This window comes from Onishia taeanensis (assembly GCF_013349955.1).
Classification (GTDB): Bacteria; Pseudomonadota; Gammaproteobacteria; order Pseudomonadales; family Halomonadaceae; genus Onishia; species Onishia taeanensis_B.
Map to the genome: position 1 here is coordinate 506,039 of NZ_JABVXC010000001.1, position 15,059 is coordinate 521,097.

Sequence of the window (15,059 nt, forward strand, 5' to 3'; positions counted from 1 at the left end):
CGACGGCGGCGGCTGCCAGGCGAATCAGCGTCGATACTTGAGACGCACGCCGTCCTGGCCCTGCACATCGCGCAAGGCGATCATCAGCTCGTCGGAGGGGGTCACCTTCCAGTCCTCGGCCAGCTCCAGCCAGCCGGAGGCCTCGGCATTGCGATACTTGAGACGCACCGGTAAGCCGTTGGCGTCGCGGTAAGGCGTCAGGCTGTCCCGCAGGCTGTCGACCAGCCGTCCGTTAGCCTGGGCGCCGTCGACGGCAAGCTCAACGGCCTGCCCGAAGCGGGCGCGAGCTTCGACCATCGGCGTGACATCCTTGCCGCGCAGGCGCAGGCCGCCTGAATAATCATCGCTCGAGACCTCACCCTCGACGATCATCACCTGGTCGGCCTCCAGTCGGCCTCGCAGGCGCTCGTAGAGCTCGCCAAACAGCGAAGCCTCGATACGCCCGGTGCGATCGTCGAGGGTCACGAAGGCCATGGTGTCGCCGCGCTTGGACTTCATGGTGCGCATCGCCACCACCAGGCCGGCCACCCGCTGGGGCTCACGGGACGGCCGTAGCTCGCTGATGCGAGTCGAAACGAAGCGCGCGAGCTCCTGCTCGTATTCATCGATCGGATGTCCGGTGAGATAGAGACCCAGGGTGTCCTTCTCGCCGGCCAGGCGCTCCTTATCGCTCCAGTCGCGCACGCCCCGGTAATCGGCATAGACGTCGCCCGCGTCAGGCTCACTGAAGGCTTCGCCGAACATGTCCATCATGCCCTGGTTCTGGTTGGCCAGGTTCTGGGACGCGGCCTTCAGGGCCGCTTCCATGGAGGCCGTGAGCACCGCGCGGGCCGCGCCCAGATTGTCGAGCGCCCCGGAGCGAATCAGCGCCTCGAGGGTGCGCTTGTTCATGCGCTTAGGATCGACCCGACGGCAGAAGTCGAACAGGTCGCTGAAGGCGCCGCCCTCCTGGCGGGCTTCGACGATGGCACCGATCGGGCCCTCGCCGACGCCGCGAATGGCACCAAGGCCATAGACCACTCGGCCCTCGGTATCGACGGTGAACTTGTAGCCACCGACGTTGACATCCGGCGGGGTCACGGTCAGCCCCTGGTGGCGACATTCCTCGATCAGCGGTACCACCTTGTCGAGGTTGTCCATTTCGGTGGACATCACCGCCGCCATGAAGGGCCCGGGGTAATGGGCCTTGAGCCAGGCGGTCTGATAGGAGACCAGAGCGTAGGCCGCCGAGTGTGACTTGTTGAAGCCGTAGCCGGCGAACTTTTCCACCAGGTCGAAGATGTTACCGGCGAGGTCCTTGTCGATGCCGTTTTCCGCGCAGCCTTCCATGAAGCCGGCGCGCTGCTTGGCCATCTCCTCAGGCTTCTTCTTACCCATGGCGCGGCGCAGCATGTCGGCCTGGCCCAGGGAATAGCCGGCCATCACCTGGGCGATCTGCATCACCTGCTCCTGGTAGAGGATGATGCCGTAGGTGGGCCCGAGCACCGGCTTGAGCAGCTCGTGCTGATAATCCGGGTGTGGATAAGATATCTCGGCCCGGCCGTGCTTGCGGTTGATGAAGTCATCCACCATGCCCGACTGCAGCGGGCCGGGGCGGAACAGTGCCACCAGGGCGATCATGTCCTCGAGAGAATCCGGCAGCAGGCGCTTGATCAGCTCCTTCATCCCTCTGGATTCAAGCTGGAAGACCGCGGTGGTCTCGGCCTTCTTGAGCATGTCGAAGGTCGGCACGTCGTCCAGCGGAATGGTGTCGATGTTCAGCGGGCCCTGCCCTTCCACGGCACGCACCTTGTCGACCATCTCCAGCGCCCAGTCGATGATGGTCAGGGTCCGCAGGCCCAGGAAGTCGAACTTGACCAGCCCGGCCTCTTCGATGTCGTTCTTGTCGAACTGCACCACCAGGCCATTGCCCTCCTCGTCGCACAGCAGCGGCGAGAAGTCGGTGAGTTTGGTCGGCGCGATCACCACGCCGCCAGCGTGCTTGCCGGTACCGCGGGTGATGCCTTCGAGCCGCTGGGCCATTTCCCAGATCTCGGCGGCTTCCTCATCGGCCTCGAGGTACTCGCGCAGCGGCTCCTCCTGCTCGTGGGCCTTCTCGAGAGTCATGCCGACCTCGAAGGGAATCAGCTTGGAGAGCTTGTCGCCCAGCGAATAGGGTTTGCCCTGGGCGCGGGCCACGTCGCGCACCACCGCCTTGGCGGCCATGGTGCCGAAGGTGACGATCTGCGAGACCGCATCGCGGCCGTAGCGCTCGGCCACATAGTCGATGACCCGGTCGCGCTTCTCCATGCAGAAGTCGACGTCGAAGTCGGGCATCGAAACACGCTCGGGGTTCAGGAAACGCTCGAACAGCAGGTCATACTGAATCGGATCGAGGTCGGTGATCTTCTGGGCATAGGCCACCAGCGAGCCGGCACCGGAGCCACGGCCCGGCCCTACCGGCACGTTGTTGTCCTTGGCCCACTGGATGAAGTCCATGACGATCAGGAAGTAGCCCGGGAACCCCATCTGCAGAATGATGTTGAGCTCGAAATCGAGCCGCTCCCGGTAGCGCTGTTCGATGGGTGCCCAGTCGGCGCCGTCGCGGGGATAGCGCTCCCGCGGATAGAGGGCCTCGAGCCGCTCGGTGAGGCCATCGTGAGAGACCTTGCGGAAGAACTCCTCCTGGGTCATGCCATCGGGAATCTCGAACTCGGGCAGGAATATCTCGCCCAGCCGCACATCGACGTTGCAGCGCGCGGCGATCATCACGCTGTTCTCCAGCGCCTCGGGGATATCCGCGAACAGCTCGGCCATCTCCTGCGGCGTCTTCAGGTACTGCTCTTCGCTGTAGCGGCGCTCGCGACGCGGATCATCCAGCGCCTTGCCCTCGCCGATGGCGACCCGCGTCTCGTGGGCCCAGAAATCCTCGCGGGCCAGGAAGCGTACATCGTTGGTGGCGACCACCGGAGTATTGGTCTCACCGGCAAGCTCGACCGACAGGTGCAGGCATTCTTCTTCGAAGGGCCGCGAGGTGCGAGTGAGCTCGAGATAAAAGCGCCCCGGGAAGTACTGATTCCACTCCTGAAGCAGTGAGCGGGCCGTATCGCCATGCTCGCTCAACAGATGACGACCGATCTCGCCGTCGCGACCGCCGGAAAGCGCGATCAGCCCCTCGCTCTGGGCAAAGACCCAGGCCTTGTCGAGAATCGCCCGCCCCTGACGCTGGCCTTCCATCCACCCTTTCGAGATCAGTTCCGTGAGGTTGCGATAGCCGTCGCTGTCCATGGCCAGCAGGGTCAGCCGGTACGGATGCGCATCGTCATGGGGATTGTTGAGCCACAGGTCGGCACCGATGATCGGCTTGAGCCCGGCACCCTGAGCCGCCCGGTAGCCTTTCACCAGGCCAAACAGGTTGGCCTCGTCGGTCATCGCCAGGGCCGGCATACCCGCCTGTGACGTCTGCTTGACCAGCGGCTTGAGGCGCACCAGGCCGTCGACGAGGGAATACTCGGTATGCACGCGAAGGTGAACGAAAGAAGGGGTCATGGTGAACTCGTGGCTTAGCTATTTCAAAGGCAGTGTCGAGGGCGGTATCGAGGACGGCGCCGGCGAGCCATACAGGAGCGTCAAACCGACGCGCCATGGCTGAACCGCTAGAGCAGGTCCAGCTGTTTCTTGACCGGCGCGAAGGAGCGACGGTGCTCTGGCAGCGGGCCCAGGCGCTCCAGGGCCGCCAAATGCTCCTTGGTCGGGTAGCCCTTGTGGCGAGCGAAACCGTAATCAGGATGCCGGGCATCCAGGGCCACCATCTGAGCATCACGGGCCACCTTGGCCAGGATCGAGGCGGCGGCGATGGCCGGGTGGCGAGCATCGCCCTTGACCACGGGCTGGCCGGGAAGTTGATGGCCCGGCAGGCGGTTGCCGTCTACCAACAGGTATTCGGCTGCTGGCGCCAGACCATCGATGGCGCGTCGCATCGCCAAATGGGTGGCATGGTAGATGTTGAGTCGATCGACTTCCAGCGGCGAGGCCTCAGCGACGCAGTAGGCCAAGGCCCTATCACGAATCTGGTCGTCCAGCGCCTCTCGGCGCCGAGCGCTAAGCGTCTTGGAATCGTTCAGCCCCTCGATGGGCCGAGCGGGATCGAGGATCACCGCCGCCGCGACGACCGCACCGACCAGCGGACCACGGCCAACCTCATCGACACCGGCCAAACGCTCGCCCTGATAGGCGATCTGCAGCGGGGGCAGGGACTTGGCACTCATGATACCTTTCCCGAACCGGTGCCCGAATCGGATGACGCACCATCCTGGCCCATATCCAGGCCAATGGCCGCCGCCGCGGGTGCCACGCTCGCCGGCAGCGCCCGCCCCGCGATCAATGCCTCGATAGCCGCGGCGGCCCGATCGCTGGCACCGCGCTGCAATCCCGCATGCATGGCCGCAAAGCGAGTCTCCAGCGCCTCACGCATCGGCGCATCGTCCAGCATCTCCGTCAGCCGTGCGGCTATCGCCTCGGGACTGGCAGCTTCCTGGATCAACTCCGGCACCAGTGTCTCACGAGCGATCAGATTGGGAAGCGATATCCACTCGGTCTTGACCAGGCGCTTGGCGAGCCAGTGAGTGGCCGGCGCCATCTTGTAGGCCACCAGCATCGAGCGATGGCAGAGCATGGCTTCAAGCGCTGCGGTACCCGAGGCCAACAGCACGGCATCAGCCGCCACCATCGCCTCCCGAGCCTGGCCGTCGAGCAGCGTGACGCGCTTCGCAAGAACTGGATAGCCGGCCAGCAGCGCTTCGAGCTCGGCCCGTCGGGCCGGGGTCGCCGCAGGAATCACCACCTGAAGCTCGGGACGTGCCTGACACATCTGCTCGGCGGCCATGGCGAAGGTCGCCCCCAGAAAACGGATCTCGTTCGCCCGGGAGCCTGGCAGCAGGGCCAGCACCTCGGCGTCATTGGCCACCCCCAGGGCCTGGCGAGTGCCGGCGCGATCGTTGTGCAGCGGCAGCTCGTCGGCCAGCGGATGGCCGACGAAGGCGACCGGCACACCGTGACGCTCGTAGAAGGCCGCCTCGAAGGGCAGGAAGGTGAGGATAGCATCCACCGACTTGGCGATCCCTTTCACCCGCCCCTGGCGCCAGGCCCACACGGAAGGACTCACGTAATGGGCGGTAGTGAGGCCTGACTCGCGCAGCTGACGCTCGAGACCCAGGGTGAAATCAGGGGCATCGATGCCGATCATGATGTCCGGGGCCCAGGCCAGGGCATCGCGCTTCAGCGCCCGGCGCACCTTGATCAGCTCGGGCAGGTGTTTCACCACCTCGACCAGCCCCATCACCGAGAGGGTTTCCAGCGGATAGCGGCTATCGATGCCCTGGGCGAGCATGCGCGGGCCACCGATGCCGCGGAACTCAACCTCGCCGAGGCGCCCGCGCAGCGCCTGCATCAGGCCCGCACCGAGGATGTCACCTGACAGCTCGCCGGCAACCAGATAGACCCGCAACGGGCGCTGTTCCTGAGGGGCGTCTGACATGATCTAGCGCAGAATGCCGCGAGTGGAAATACGGATAGAGTCGGCGAAGATCTTGGTTTCGGGTATGGCGTATTCGGCATCGATCGCGGCAAGCGCCTGCTCGACGGTCAGCCCCTTGCGATAGACCATCTTGTAGGACTCGGTAAGCGCCTTGATCGCCTCACGGGAAACGCCGCGACGCTTGAGGCCCACCAGGTTGAGGCCATGCGGCTGAGCCGGATTACCGTTGATCATCACATAGGCCGGCGTGTCCTTGGTGATGATCGACCCTCCGCCCGCCATGGCCTGAGTGCCGAAATGACAGAACTGGTGGATCGCCGACAGCCCGCCGATGATCGCGGCATCGCCTAGCGTGACGTGGCCGGCCAGGGTCACCTGGTTGGCCAGGATACAGTCGTTACCGACCACACAGTCATGGCCGACATGCACGTAGGCCATGAACAGGTTACGGCTGCCGATAGTGGTCTCGCCGCGGTCCTGAACGGTACCACGATGCAGGGTAACGCCCTCGCGAATGACGTTGTCGTCACCCATGACCAGACGCGTCGGCTCACCGGCGTACTTTTTGTCCTGGCAGTCCTCGCCGACCGATGCAAACTGGAAGATGCGCGTGCGCTCACCAAGCACCGTCGGCCCCTTGACCACCACATGAGGGCCAATCACGCTTCCGGCGCCGATATCGACGTCGGGGCCAATCACGCTGAACGGGCCCACTTCGACGTCCTCGGCGAGGCGCGCCTTTGGATCAACGATAGCAGTGGGATGTATCAAGCGACCTTCCTCTCGGCACAGATGATCTCGGCCTCGCAGGCCACTTCGCCGTCAACGCTGGCGCTGCACTGAAACTTCCAGATACCGCGCTTCGCGCGGATCACGTTGGCTTCGAGACGCAGCTGGTCGCCAGGCATTACCGGGCGCTTGAAGCGCACATTGTCACTGCCCACGAGGTAATAGACGTAGCCATCGGCGGGCAGCTTGTTGACGGTCTTGAAGCCAAGAATACCGCAGGCCTGGGCCAGCGCTTCAATGACCAGCACGCCCGGCATGATCGGATGATGGGGAAAGTGGCCATTGAAGAACGGCTCGTTGATGCTGACGTTCTTGTTGGCCACGATGCGCGCACCGTGCTCGAGTTCCATGACCCGGTCGACCAGCAGGAAGGGGTAGCGGTGGGGGAGATACTCACGGATCTCGTTGATGTCCATTACCATCGATGCGACCTCTGAAATGACAAAATGCTCAACCGGAGGCGAGCATGCTGGGGCGGCAGGGCCGCCGCCATGATTAGGGTGGGCGGATTATAGCGCTCGCCGGGGGCGACTCAACGCCTGGCTACTTCTTTTCCAGACGGGTCACCCGCTTGGCGAGCTCATCCAACTGCTTGAAGCGCACCGCATTCTTGCGCCATAGGGCGTTACGCATCGAACCGGTACCGGAAGAGTAGACCCCGGGCTCTTGAATCGAATTGGTGACCAGGCTCATGCCGGTGACCTGCACCCCATCACAGAGGGTCAGATGACCGGAGAGCCCGACGCCGCCACCGAGCATGCAATGGCGGCCCACCTTGGTGGAACCGGCAATGCCCACGCAGCCGGCCAGAGCGCTATGATCGCCGATCTGCACATTATGAGCGATCTGCACCTGGCTATCGATCTTTACGTCGTTGCCGATCACGGTATCGCCGAGCGCACCACGGTCGATGCTGGAACAGCTGCCGACCTCGACATCGTCGCCCAACACCACGCCACCAAGCTGGGCGATCTTGTGCCAGCGACTGCCGTCGTGGGCGAAACCGAAGCCATCACCACCGATCACGCAGTGGCTATTGAGCACCACTCGCTGGCCGATCACCACGCCATGACAGACACTGACATGCGCATGCAGACGCGAACCGGCACCAATCACGCTGTCGGCGCCGACCACGCTGCCCGGCCCGATGACCACGTCATCGCCGATCACCGCGCCGTCCTCGATCACCACCTGAGGGCCGATTTCGACGTTGGCACCGAGCTTGGCGCTCTCAGCGACGACCGCCGAGGTGTGTACCCCCGGCCGATATCTCGCGGCCAGCGGATCGAACAGCCGTGACAGCTCGGCATATCCCAGATAGGGGTTCTCCAGGGTGAGACAGGCCGTAGGGCTCTCCTCGGCATGATCGGGGTGCAGAAGCACCGCTGCCGCCCCCGTCGCGGGCAGATACTTCAGATAAGCCCGATTGGCGAGAAAGGTCAGCTCATGAGGACCGGCATCGCTCAGCGTCGCCAACCCGCTCACGGTGCGCTGGCCATCGCCGATCACACGGGCATTGAGGCGCTCGGCGAGCTCATCGAGGGTATAAGTGGGGTATTGGGCGGTTGTCATGGACGCAGGTCATCGCGGACGGCACGCTGGAACGCGCCGCCGGCCTCAGTTGGACGAATTGAGAATCTCGGTGACCTCGTCGGTCACGTCGAGGAGGTCGCCTTTGGCCTGAATGACCCCGTTGCGGTCTACCAGCACCTCGATGTCATGACGCTCGATGATCTGATCCACGGCGCGCTCGAGCCTCGGCTGAGCCTGCTGCATGAACTGCTGTTCTGACTGCTTACGCGCCTGAACCACTTGGCGGCGCAGCTGTTGGAAGCGGCCACCTTTTTCCTGAAGCTCCTGCACGGCCGCCTGGCGCTGCGACTCGGACATGGTCGCACCGTCGCGCTGCAGGCGCTGCTGAAGCTGCTGGACTTCCTGCCCCAGGGCCTCGGCCTCTTGCTGCTGACTGCCGATCTGATTTTGCAGCTCGTTCATCGACTGCTGGGCGTCATCGCTTTCCAGCAGGGCCTGTCGCCAGTCCAGCACGGCGATATCGGCGGCCAGGGCAGGGGCACTCATGGCCGCGAACAGGCCGAGGCACAGGGCTCCGGTCAACTTGCGCATCTTGTAAAACTCCTCGAGATCGGTGGTCTGGCATCCGTCCGCGAACCTAGAACGTCTGGCCCAGCGAGAACTGGAAGAACTGGGTGTCGTCGCCCTTCTCGTCGTTGAGCGGTTCGGCCACGCTGAAGGTCAGCGGTCCGACCGGCGTCAGCCAGGAAAGGCCCAGGCCCACACTGTAACGTAGATCGGCCAGGTCGACACCCGAGCTGCAGTTGGACGGCCTGTCAGCGGGCAGCACAGCATAGCACTCGGTGAGGAAGGTGTTGCCGCCATCGATGAACAGCGACGACTGCACGCTGCGCTGATCCTCGACGAAGGGAACCGGAAACAGCAGTTCCGCTGAACCGCTGACCAGCACGTTACCGCCCAGGGTCTGATCATCACCGCTGTTGCGCGGCGTGGTGGCCGGCCCAAGCGTGCTGGCAGTAAAGCCTCGCACCGAGCCCAGGCCACCGGTCAGGAAGTTCTCGTAGAACGGATAGGGATCATCCCCCGGGGTATCGGCATAGCCCAGGTTGGTACCGAACTTCAATGACCAGGCATCGTTGAGAGCAAACAGCTGCTGGCCCTTATAGCGCAGCTTGTAGTAGATGGCATCGCTGCCCGGTGCCGCCGTCTCCAGCGACAGCCGCTGGTAGTTGCCCGCCGTGGGCATGACGCCGCGGTTGAGCTTGTTGCGGGTCCAGCTTGCCGTCAGTTTGAAGCTTTGAGCACTGTCGCCTTCATCATCGACGTACTGGACGATCTCCGACGGCGTGTCGGTATAGGTCTGCACTTCCAGCTGTTCGACGCCGACCCCGAAGTTGAGGCGCGTGACCTCATCGATGGGGTAGCCGAAGTTGATGCTGCCACCCACCGAGTCGGTGGAGTAGGTCGAGATATCGGAGTCTTCATAGTCCGTCTCGCGGTAGAAGAGGTTATACCCACGCGAGATGCCATCCAGGGTCCAGTAGGGATCGGTAAAGCCAAAGTTGAGGCTGGTATAGGTATCGCCCTTCTGGGCACCGATATTGACCCGATTCCCGGTACCCAGGAAGTTATTCTGGGACAGCGAGGCACCGTAGATGACGCCATCGCTCTGGGAAAAACCGATGCTCGCCGAGATCGAGCCGGACGGCTGTTCCTCGACGTTGTAGGTCACATCCAGCTGGTCGGGTTGGCCGGCTACAGGGCGCGTCTCGACGTCGACCTGCTTGAAGAAGCCCAGGCGCTCGAGGCGCTGACGCGACTGACTGATCTGCTCGGTGGAGGCCGGTGCGCCTTCCATCTGGATCATCTCGCGGCGCAGCACCTCATCCATGGTGGTGGTGTTGCCGACGAAATCGACGCGGCGCACATAGGCACGGCGACCGGGATCGACCTGGAAGGTGACATCGACCCGCTCGCCGTCGGCGGTGACCTCAGGCACCCCTTCGACGCTGGCAAAGGCATAGCCCTCGGCACCCAGGCGGGTGCGCAGCGCCTCGGAGGAAGCGGTAATGTCGCTGCGCGAGAATATCTCGCCGGGCGTGGCCTCGACCAGGCTGCGCGCTTCGGAGGGAGAAATCTTCAGGTCGCCGGCGAAGCTGATCTCGCCCAGGCGATACTGCTTGCCTTCCTCGACGTTTACGGTAACGAAGATCCGCGATTTGTCGGGGCTGATCGACACCTGGGTCGAGGTGATCGCGAAGTTGACGTAACCGCGGTCCAGGTACCAGGAACGCAGCCGCTCCAGATCACCGGAGAGCTGTTGGCGAGAATACTCATCGCTCGAGAACCAGCCGAAGAACCAGCTCGGGCGGTCCTCGAGTTCGAAGACGTCGCGCAGGGTGTCGTCATCGAAGGCCTGATTGCCGACCACATTGATCTGGCGAATCTTGGCCACCGCGCCCTCGTCGATATCGACCTTGACGCGAACTCGACTCGCGTCGATTTCCTCGACCTCGGCATCGATACGGGCGCTGTAGCGGCCCTGGCCATGGTAGAGCTGCTCGAGCTCGCGCTGCATCTCGTCGAGCGTCGAGCGCTGTAGCGCCTGCCCCTCAGCCAAGCCTGCATCGCGCAGGCCCTGGCGAAGCTCCTCTTCGGAGATCTGGGAGTTACCGGTGATCTCGAGGTCGGTGATGAAGGGTCGCTCATCGACCTGAATCACCAGTACATCGCCCTCGCGAGCCAGCCGCACGTCCTCGAAGAGGCCGGTAGCAAACAGCGTCTTGGCTGCCTCGGCCAGCTCGCGCTCGTCGACGGCGTCGCGGGCACTGACCGGAAAGGCATTGAAGACGGACGCCGCGGAGACCCGCTTGAGGCCCTCCACACGGATATCGGAAACGGTAAACGCATCGGCCAGCGCCACCGGGGCGCCAGACAGCAACAGCGCCGCAACGCCTAGAATCTTGAGTTTCATGCAGTCGGTTCGCTCGCGTTGGTCTGCCCGCTTATCAAACGAGCACCTTATACATTTGTTCGGTCCACTGGCAAGGTCAGGCCCTGGCCGGTGCGGACCGCTCCCGGGCGGCTACCAGAGCCGCATCAGGTCGAAATACATCGCCATCATCATCATGCTGCCCACCAGCGCCAGGCCGATCTTGAACCCCACCGCCTGAACCTGCTCGGAAACGGGGCGTCCGCGCACCGCCTCGATGAGGTAATAGACCAGGTGCCCGCCGTCGAGCACGGGGATCGGCAGCAGATTGAGAATGCCCAGGCTGATCGACAGGTAGGCGAGGAAGCCGATGAAGCTCTCGACGCCGGTACGCGCCGTTTCACCGGCGATGCGGGCGATGGTGATCGGCCCCGAAAGGTTCGATGGCGAAATCAGCCCCACCAGCATCTTGCGCATCGCGTCCAGGGTCAATACGGACATCTCGGCGGTCTTGTTGAGCGACTGCCCAACCGCCTCGAGAGGGCCGTAATGAATCTCCCGCTGGTATTCGGCCGGCCATTCGGCACTGGCCACGCCAGCACCGATGTAGCCGATGGCCTGCCCATCTTCGGGCGTGCTCGAACGCGGGGTCAGCGTCAGGGTCTGACGTTCGCCGCCCCGTTCGACGTCAAGCGCCAGCGGCTCGCCGGGGCTGGCGCGGACCCGGTCGACGAAGGTCATCCAATCGTCGACCGGCGTGCCATCGACAGCGAGGATTCGATCGCCGGCCTGCAGGCCGGCGCTGGCCGCCGCCTCGCCGTCAAGCACCTGGCCCAGTACCGCCGGCAGCGCCGGCCGCCAGGGCGTGAGCCCCAGGGTTGCCAGCGGCCGAGGCGGATCCTGGCCAACCAGCCAGTTCTCCACGGGCAGACGATGTTCACGCGCCGCCGTGGCACTTTCCGGGCGCGTGGTCATGCTGATCGCGCCGGTCTCGCCAATCGCCGCGACCAGCTTAAGGTTGATGTCGTCCCAGGAGCGTACCGGCTCGCCCTGCACGGCGACGATTTCCTGGCCATTTGAGAGCCCGCCGCGTGCGGCCGGCGAATCCGGTGCCACGTCGCCGACCACCGGCGCGACGGTGGTGATGCCGATCACGAACAGTAGCCAGTAGGCAACAATCGCCAGCAGGAAATTGGCCAGCGGACCGGCAGCAACGATCGCGATACGCGACCACACGCCCTTGCGGTTGAAGGCCAGGTGCGCTTCATCCGGATCGACCGGCGCCTCGCGCTCGTCGAGCATCTTGACGTAACCGCCCAGGGGAATGGCCGCCACGGCGAATTCGGTACCGTGGCGATCGAACCGCGACCATAGCGGCTTGCCGAAACCCACCGAGAAGCGCAACACCTTGACGCCGCAGCGCCTGGCCACCCAAAAGTGACCAAACTCATGAAAGGTGACCAGCAGTCCGAGAACCACGATCACCGCCAGCACATCCTGTATCACGCTCATCGCAGTTTACTCCCGCCCATAGCGTTCCAGGTGATGACGGGCCGCCCGACGGCCCCGGTCATCCTCGGCGAGGATGCCCTCAAGTTCGTCGGCCGCCGACGGCGGGCAGGCCGACAGCACAGCCTCATTAAGCTCGGCAATACCCGGGAAGGATAACCGCCCCTCGAGGAAAGCCTCCACGGCCACCTCATTGGCGGCATTGAGCAACGCAGGCGCGCTTCCGCCGGCAGCCATTGCTTGTCGAGCCAGCCGCAGACAGGGGAAGGCCGTCTCATCGGGGGCCTGAAAATCGAGCCTGGCGACCTGGAACAGATCGAGCGGCGCAACGCCGGCATCGACTCGCTCCGGCCAGGACAGGCCATAAGCAATTGGCGTGCGCATGTCCGGATTGCCGAGCTGGGCGAGCACCGAACCGTCTCGATACGCCGCCATCGAATGGATCACGCTCTGCGGATGCACGACCACCTGAATCTGCTCGGGGCCGGCATCGAAGAGCCAGCAGGCCTCGATCAATTCGAGGCCCTTGTTCATCAGGGTCGCACTGTCCACCGAAATCTTGCGCCCCATCGACCAGTTGGGATGGGCACAGGCCTGGTCGGGTGTGACTCCAGCCAAGGCATCCGCCGACCAACCCAAGAAGGGCCCGCCCGAAGCCGTCAGCAGCAGTTGGCTAACGCCAATGCGCTCGAGACCGCCGCGATGTTCGAGTGGTAGACACTGGTAGATGGCATTATGTTCGGAATCGATCGGCAACAGCACGGCATCATGCCGGGCTACGGCGTCCATGAACAGGCCGCCGCTCATCACCAGGGCTTCCTTGTTGGCCAGCAGCACCCGCTTGCCGGCACGCACGGCGGCAAGCGTCGGCACCAGCCCGGCGGCACCGACAATGGCGGCCATCACCACCTCGACCTCGGACGCCTGGGCAACCTCAACCAGCGCGCCTTCACCGGCGCGCACCTCGGTGTTCACGCCCGCAGAGGCCAGCCGCTCGCGCAGCCAGGCGGCATCGGCCTCGCTGCCGATCACCGCCTGGGCGGGACGATGGGTCTGACACAGCGCCAGCAGGGCTTCCTTCGAACGCTGAGCAGTCAGCGCATGCACCCGGTAGCGGTCGGGATGGCGAGCGACCACATCGAGGGTGCTGGTGCCGATGGAACCGGTCGCGCCCAGCACGGTGACGCGCTGAGGCCGAGTGGCAATGGATGCAGACAGGCTCATAGCCACACTCGCAGCAGGGCAAAGATGGGAATTGCCGCGGTCAGGCTATCGATGCGATCCAACACGCCGCCGTGACCGGGCAGCAGCACCCCGGAATCCTTGACGCCCCGAGTGCGCTTCAACATGCTCTCGAACAGATCGCCAAGCACCGAGACCAGCGTGACCAGCACGGTGGCAAGCATCAAGCCCAGGGTCTCGCCAAGGCCAAGCGACAGCCAGACGGCATAGCAAAGGGCTAGCGCCGAGGTGACAACCACACCACCCGCCACGCCTTCCCAGGTCTTGCCGGGGCTGACGGCAGGTGCCAGCTTGCGCCGCCCGAAGGCTCGGCCGGCGAAATAGGCCCCGGTGTCAGCCAGCCACACCAGCAGCAGCACGAAGAGCAGCCACTCGCCGCCGCTGGCACGCAGGCTGTTGAAGCCTACCCAGCAGGGCAGCAGTACTGTCAGGCCCATGATCAGGCGACGAGCAGGCGTCGCCCATTGCGCCCGACGCTCGGGGTAGTGAGTAACCCAGTAGAGGTTGGCAAGCCAGGCAGCCGCACCGAGCCACAGCAGGCCGGTAGCCTGGCCACTGCCACCCGCCCACAGCAGCAGCATGGCAAGCCCCAGGCTCGCGGTCACTGCGAGGCGGGCCGTCAGGCGCGGCAAGCCGGCGAGATTGGTCCACTCCCAGGCCGCGAGCAGCACGACGGCGCCAGTGAAGAGCGCGAAGGCACCGCCTTCGAGCAGGAAGAGCCCGGCCAGAGCCAGCGGCACCAGGATGACGGCGGTAAGAATTCGTTGCTTAAGCACCCTGGGCCTCGACTTGCTCGTGCGTCATGCCAAAACGGCGCTGGCGCCGCGCGAAGTCGGCAAAGGCCTCATCGAGCGCCTCGGCGCCGAAATCCGGCCACAGCAGGGGAGAAAAATGCAGCTCGGCATAGGCCAGTTGCCACAGCAGGAAGTTGGATAGGCGCTGCTCGCCGCTGGTGCGGATGCACAGGTCTACCTCGGGCGCATCGGCCAGGCATACCTCGCGACCCAGCGACTGCTCATTGATCTGTTCAACGGCGAGCTCGCCGTCGGCGACCCGCGTCGCGAGGCGCTGCGCGGCCTGGGCGATATCCCAGCGACCACCGTAGTTGGCGGCAATCACCAGGTGCATGCCGCGGTTGTCGGCAGTCAGCGTTTCGGCACGGGCGATGTGCTTCTGGATAGACGCCGAGAAACCCTCGCGCTCACCGATAATGGTCAAACGAATGTCATGCTCGTGCAGTTTCTTGACCTCCCGCTTGAGGGCGATCAGAAACAGCTCCATCAAGGCGTTGACCTCGGCCGGCGGACGCTTCCAGTTCTCACTGGAGAAAGCGAACAGGGTCAACACCTCAACCCCGCGTTCGGCAGCGCGACGGATCACCGAGCGCACCGACTCGACGCCCGCACGATGACCGCGCACCCCGGACAGGCCACGGGCCTTGGCCCAGCGGTTGTTGCCATCCATGATGATCGCCAGATGACGCGGGGTCGCCCGGCGATGCGGTTCAGGGGACTGCGGTGATGTCATGGGGGCTCGCAT

Annotated in this window: 12 protein-coding genes; all 12 read right to left on the reverse strand. The window is 64.4% G+C overall.

Annotated features, from left to right (window positions below; genetic code table 11):
* Positions 1–24: 24 nt before the first annotated feature.
* The 12 genes from dnaE to uppS all read right to left on the reverse strand — a co-directional run bounded on the left by dnaE (position 25) and on the right by uppS (position 15,047).
* A complete protein-coding gene (gene dnaE, locus HUS66_RS02270) occupies positions 25–3,528 on the reverse strand; it encodes a DNA polymerase III subunit alpha (protein WP_175069333.1) in 3,504 nt (1,167 codons plus the stop codon).
* 107 nt (positions 3,529–3,635) lie between these two features.
* On the reverse strand, positions 3,636–4,247 hold the full coding sequence (gene rnhB / locus HUS66_RS02275; protein WP_175069334.1) for a ribonuclease HII: 612 nt from the start codon (positions 4,245–4,247) through the stop codon (positions 3,636–3,638).
* Positions 4,244–5,515: a lipid-A-disaccharide synthase gene (lpxB, locus tag HUS66_RS02280; protein ID WP_175069335.1), complete on the reverse strand. Its 1,272-nt coding sequence runs from the start codon at positions 5,513–5,515 to the stop codon at positions 4,244–4,246. Before lpxB ends, rnhB begins: the two co-directional genes overlap by 4 nt.
* A 3-nt stretch (positions 5,516–5,518) precedes the next feature.
* Positions 5,519–6,286 carry an acyl-ACP--UDP-N-acetylglucosamine O-acyltransferase gene (gene lpxA / locus HUS66_RS02285; RefSeq protein WP_175069336.1) on the reverse strand — a complete coding sequence of 256 codons (768 nt, stop codon included), beginning with the start codon at positions 6,284–6,286 and terminating at the stop codon, positions 5,519–5,521.
* The gene (fabZ, locus tag HUS66_RS02290; protein ID WP_175069337.1) at positions 6,283–6,726 is read right to left on the reverse strand and encodes a 3-hydroxyacyl-ACP dehydratase FabZ; all 444 of its coding nucleotides are present in this window, start codon (positions 6,724–6,726) and stop codon (positions 6,283–6,285) included. Before fabZ ends, lpxA begins: the two co-directional genes overlap by 4 nt.
* Before the next feature lie 121 nt (positions 6,727–6,847).
* Positions 6,848–7,876 (reverse strand): UDP-3-O-(3-hydroxymyristoyl)glucosamine N-acyltransferase, encoded by a 1,029-nt coding sequence (gene lpxD / locus HUS66_RS02295; RefSeq protein ID WP_175069338.1) that lies wholly within the window; start codon positions 7,874–7,876, stop codon positions 6,848–6,850.
* Between the two features lie 45 nt (positions 7,877–7,921).
* The gene (locus HUS66_RS02300; RefSeq protein WP_175069339.1) at positions 7,922–8,428 is read right to left on the reverse strand and encodes an OmpH family outer membrane protein; all 507 of its coding nucleotides are present in this window, start codon (positions 8,426–8,428) and stop codon (positions 7,922–7,924) included.
* 46 nt (positions 8,429–8,474) lie between these two features.
* The gene (gene bamA / locus HUS66_RS02305; protein WP_175069340.1) at positions 8,475–10,811 is read right to left on the reverse strand and encodes an outer membrane protein assembly factor BamA; all 2,337 of its coding nucleotides are present in this window, start codon (positions 10,809–10,811) and stop codon (positions 8,475–8,477) included.
* Positions 10,812–10,922: 111 nt separating this feature from the next.
* Positions 10,923–12,281, reverse strand: a complete 1,359-nt coding sequence (rseP, locus tag HUS66_RS02310; protein ID WP_175069341.1) for a sigma E protease regulator RseP — start codon at positions 12,279–12,281, stop codon at positions 10,923–10,925.
* A gap of 6 nt (positions 12,282–12,287) precedes the next feature.
* On the reverse strand, positions 12,288–13,502 hold the full coding sequence (gene ispC, locus HUS66_RS02315; RefSeq protein ID WP_175069342.1) for a 1-deoxy-D-xylulose-5-phosphate reductoisomerase: 1,215 nt from the start codon (positions 13,500–13,502) through the stop codon (positions 12,288–12,290).
* Positions 13,499–14,296: a phosphatidate cytidylyltransferase gene (locus tag HUS66_RS02320; protein ID WP_175069343.1), complete on the reverse strand. Its 798-nt coding sequence runs from the start codon at positions 14,294–14,296 to the stop codon at positions 13,499–13,501. The genes ispC and HUS66_RS02320 overlap by 4 nt, the downstream gene beginning before the upstream one ends.
* A complete protein-coding gene (gene uppS, locus HUS66_RS02325; RefSeq protein WP_254628647.1) occupies positions 14,289–15,047 on the reverse strand; it encodes a polyprenyl diphosphate synthase in 759 nt (252 codons plus the stop codon). Before uppS ends, HUS66_RS02320 begins: the two co-directional genes overlap by 8 nt.
* Positions 15,048–15,059: the final 12 nt, after the last annotated feature.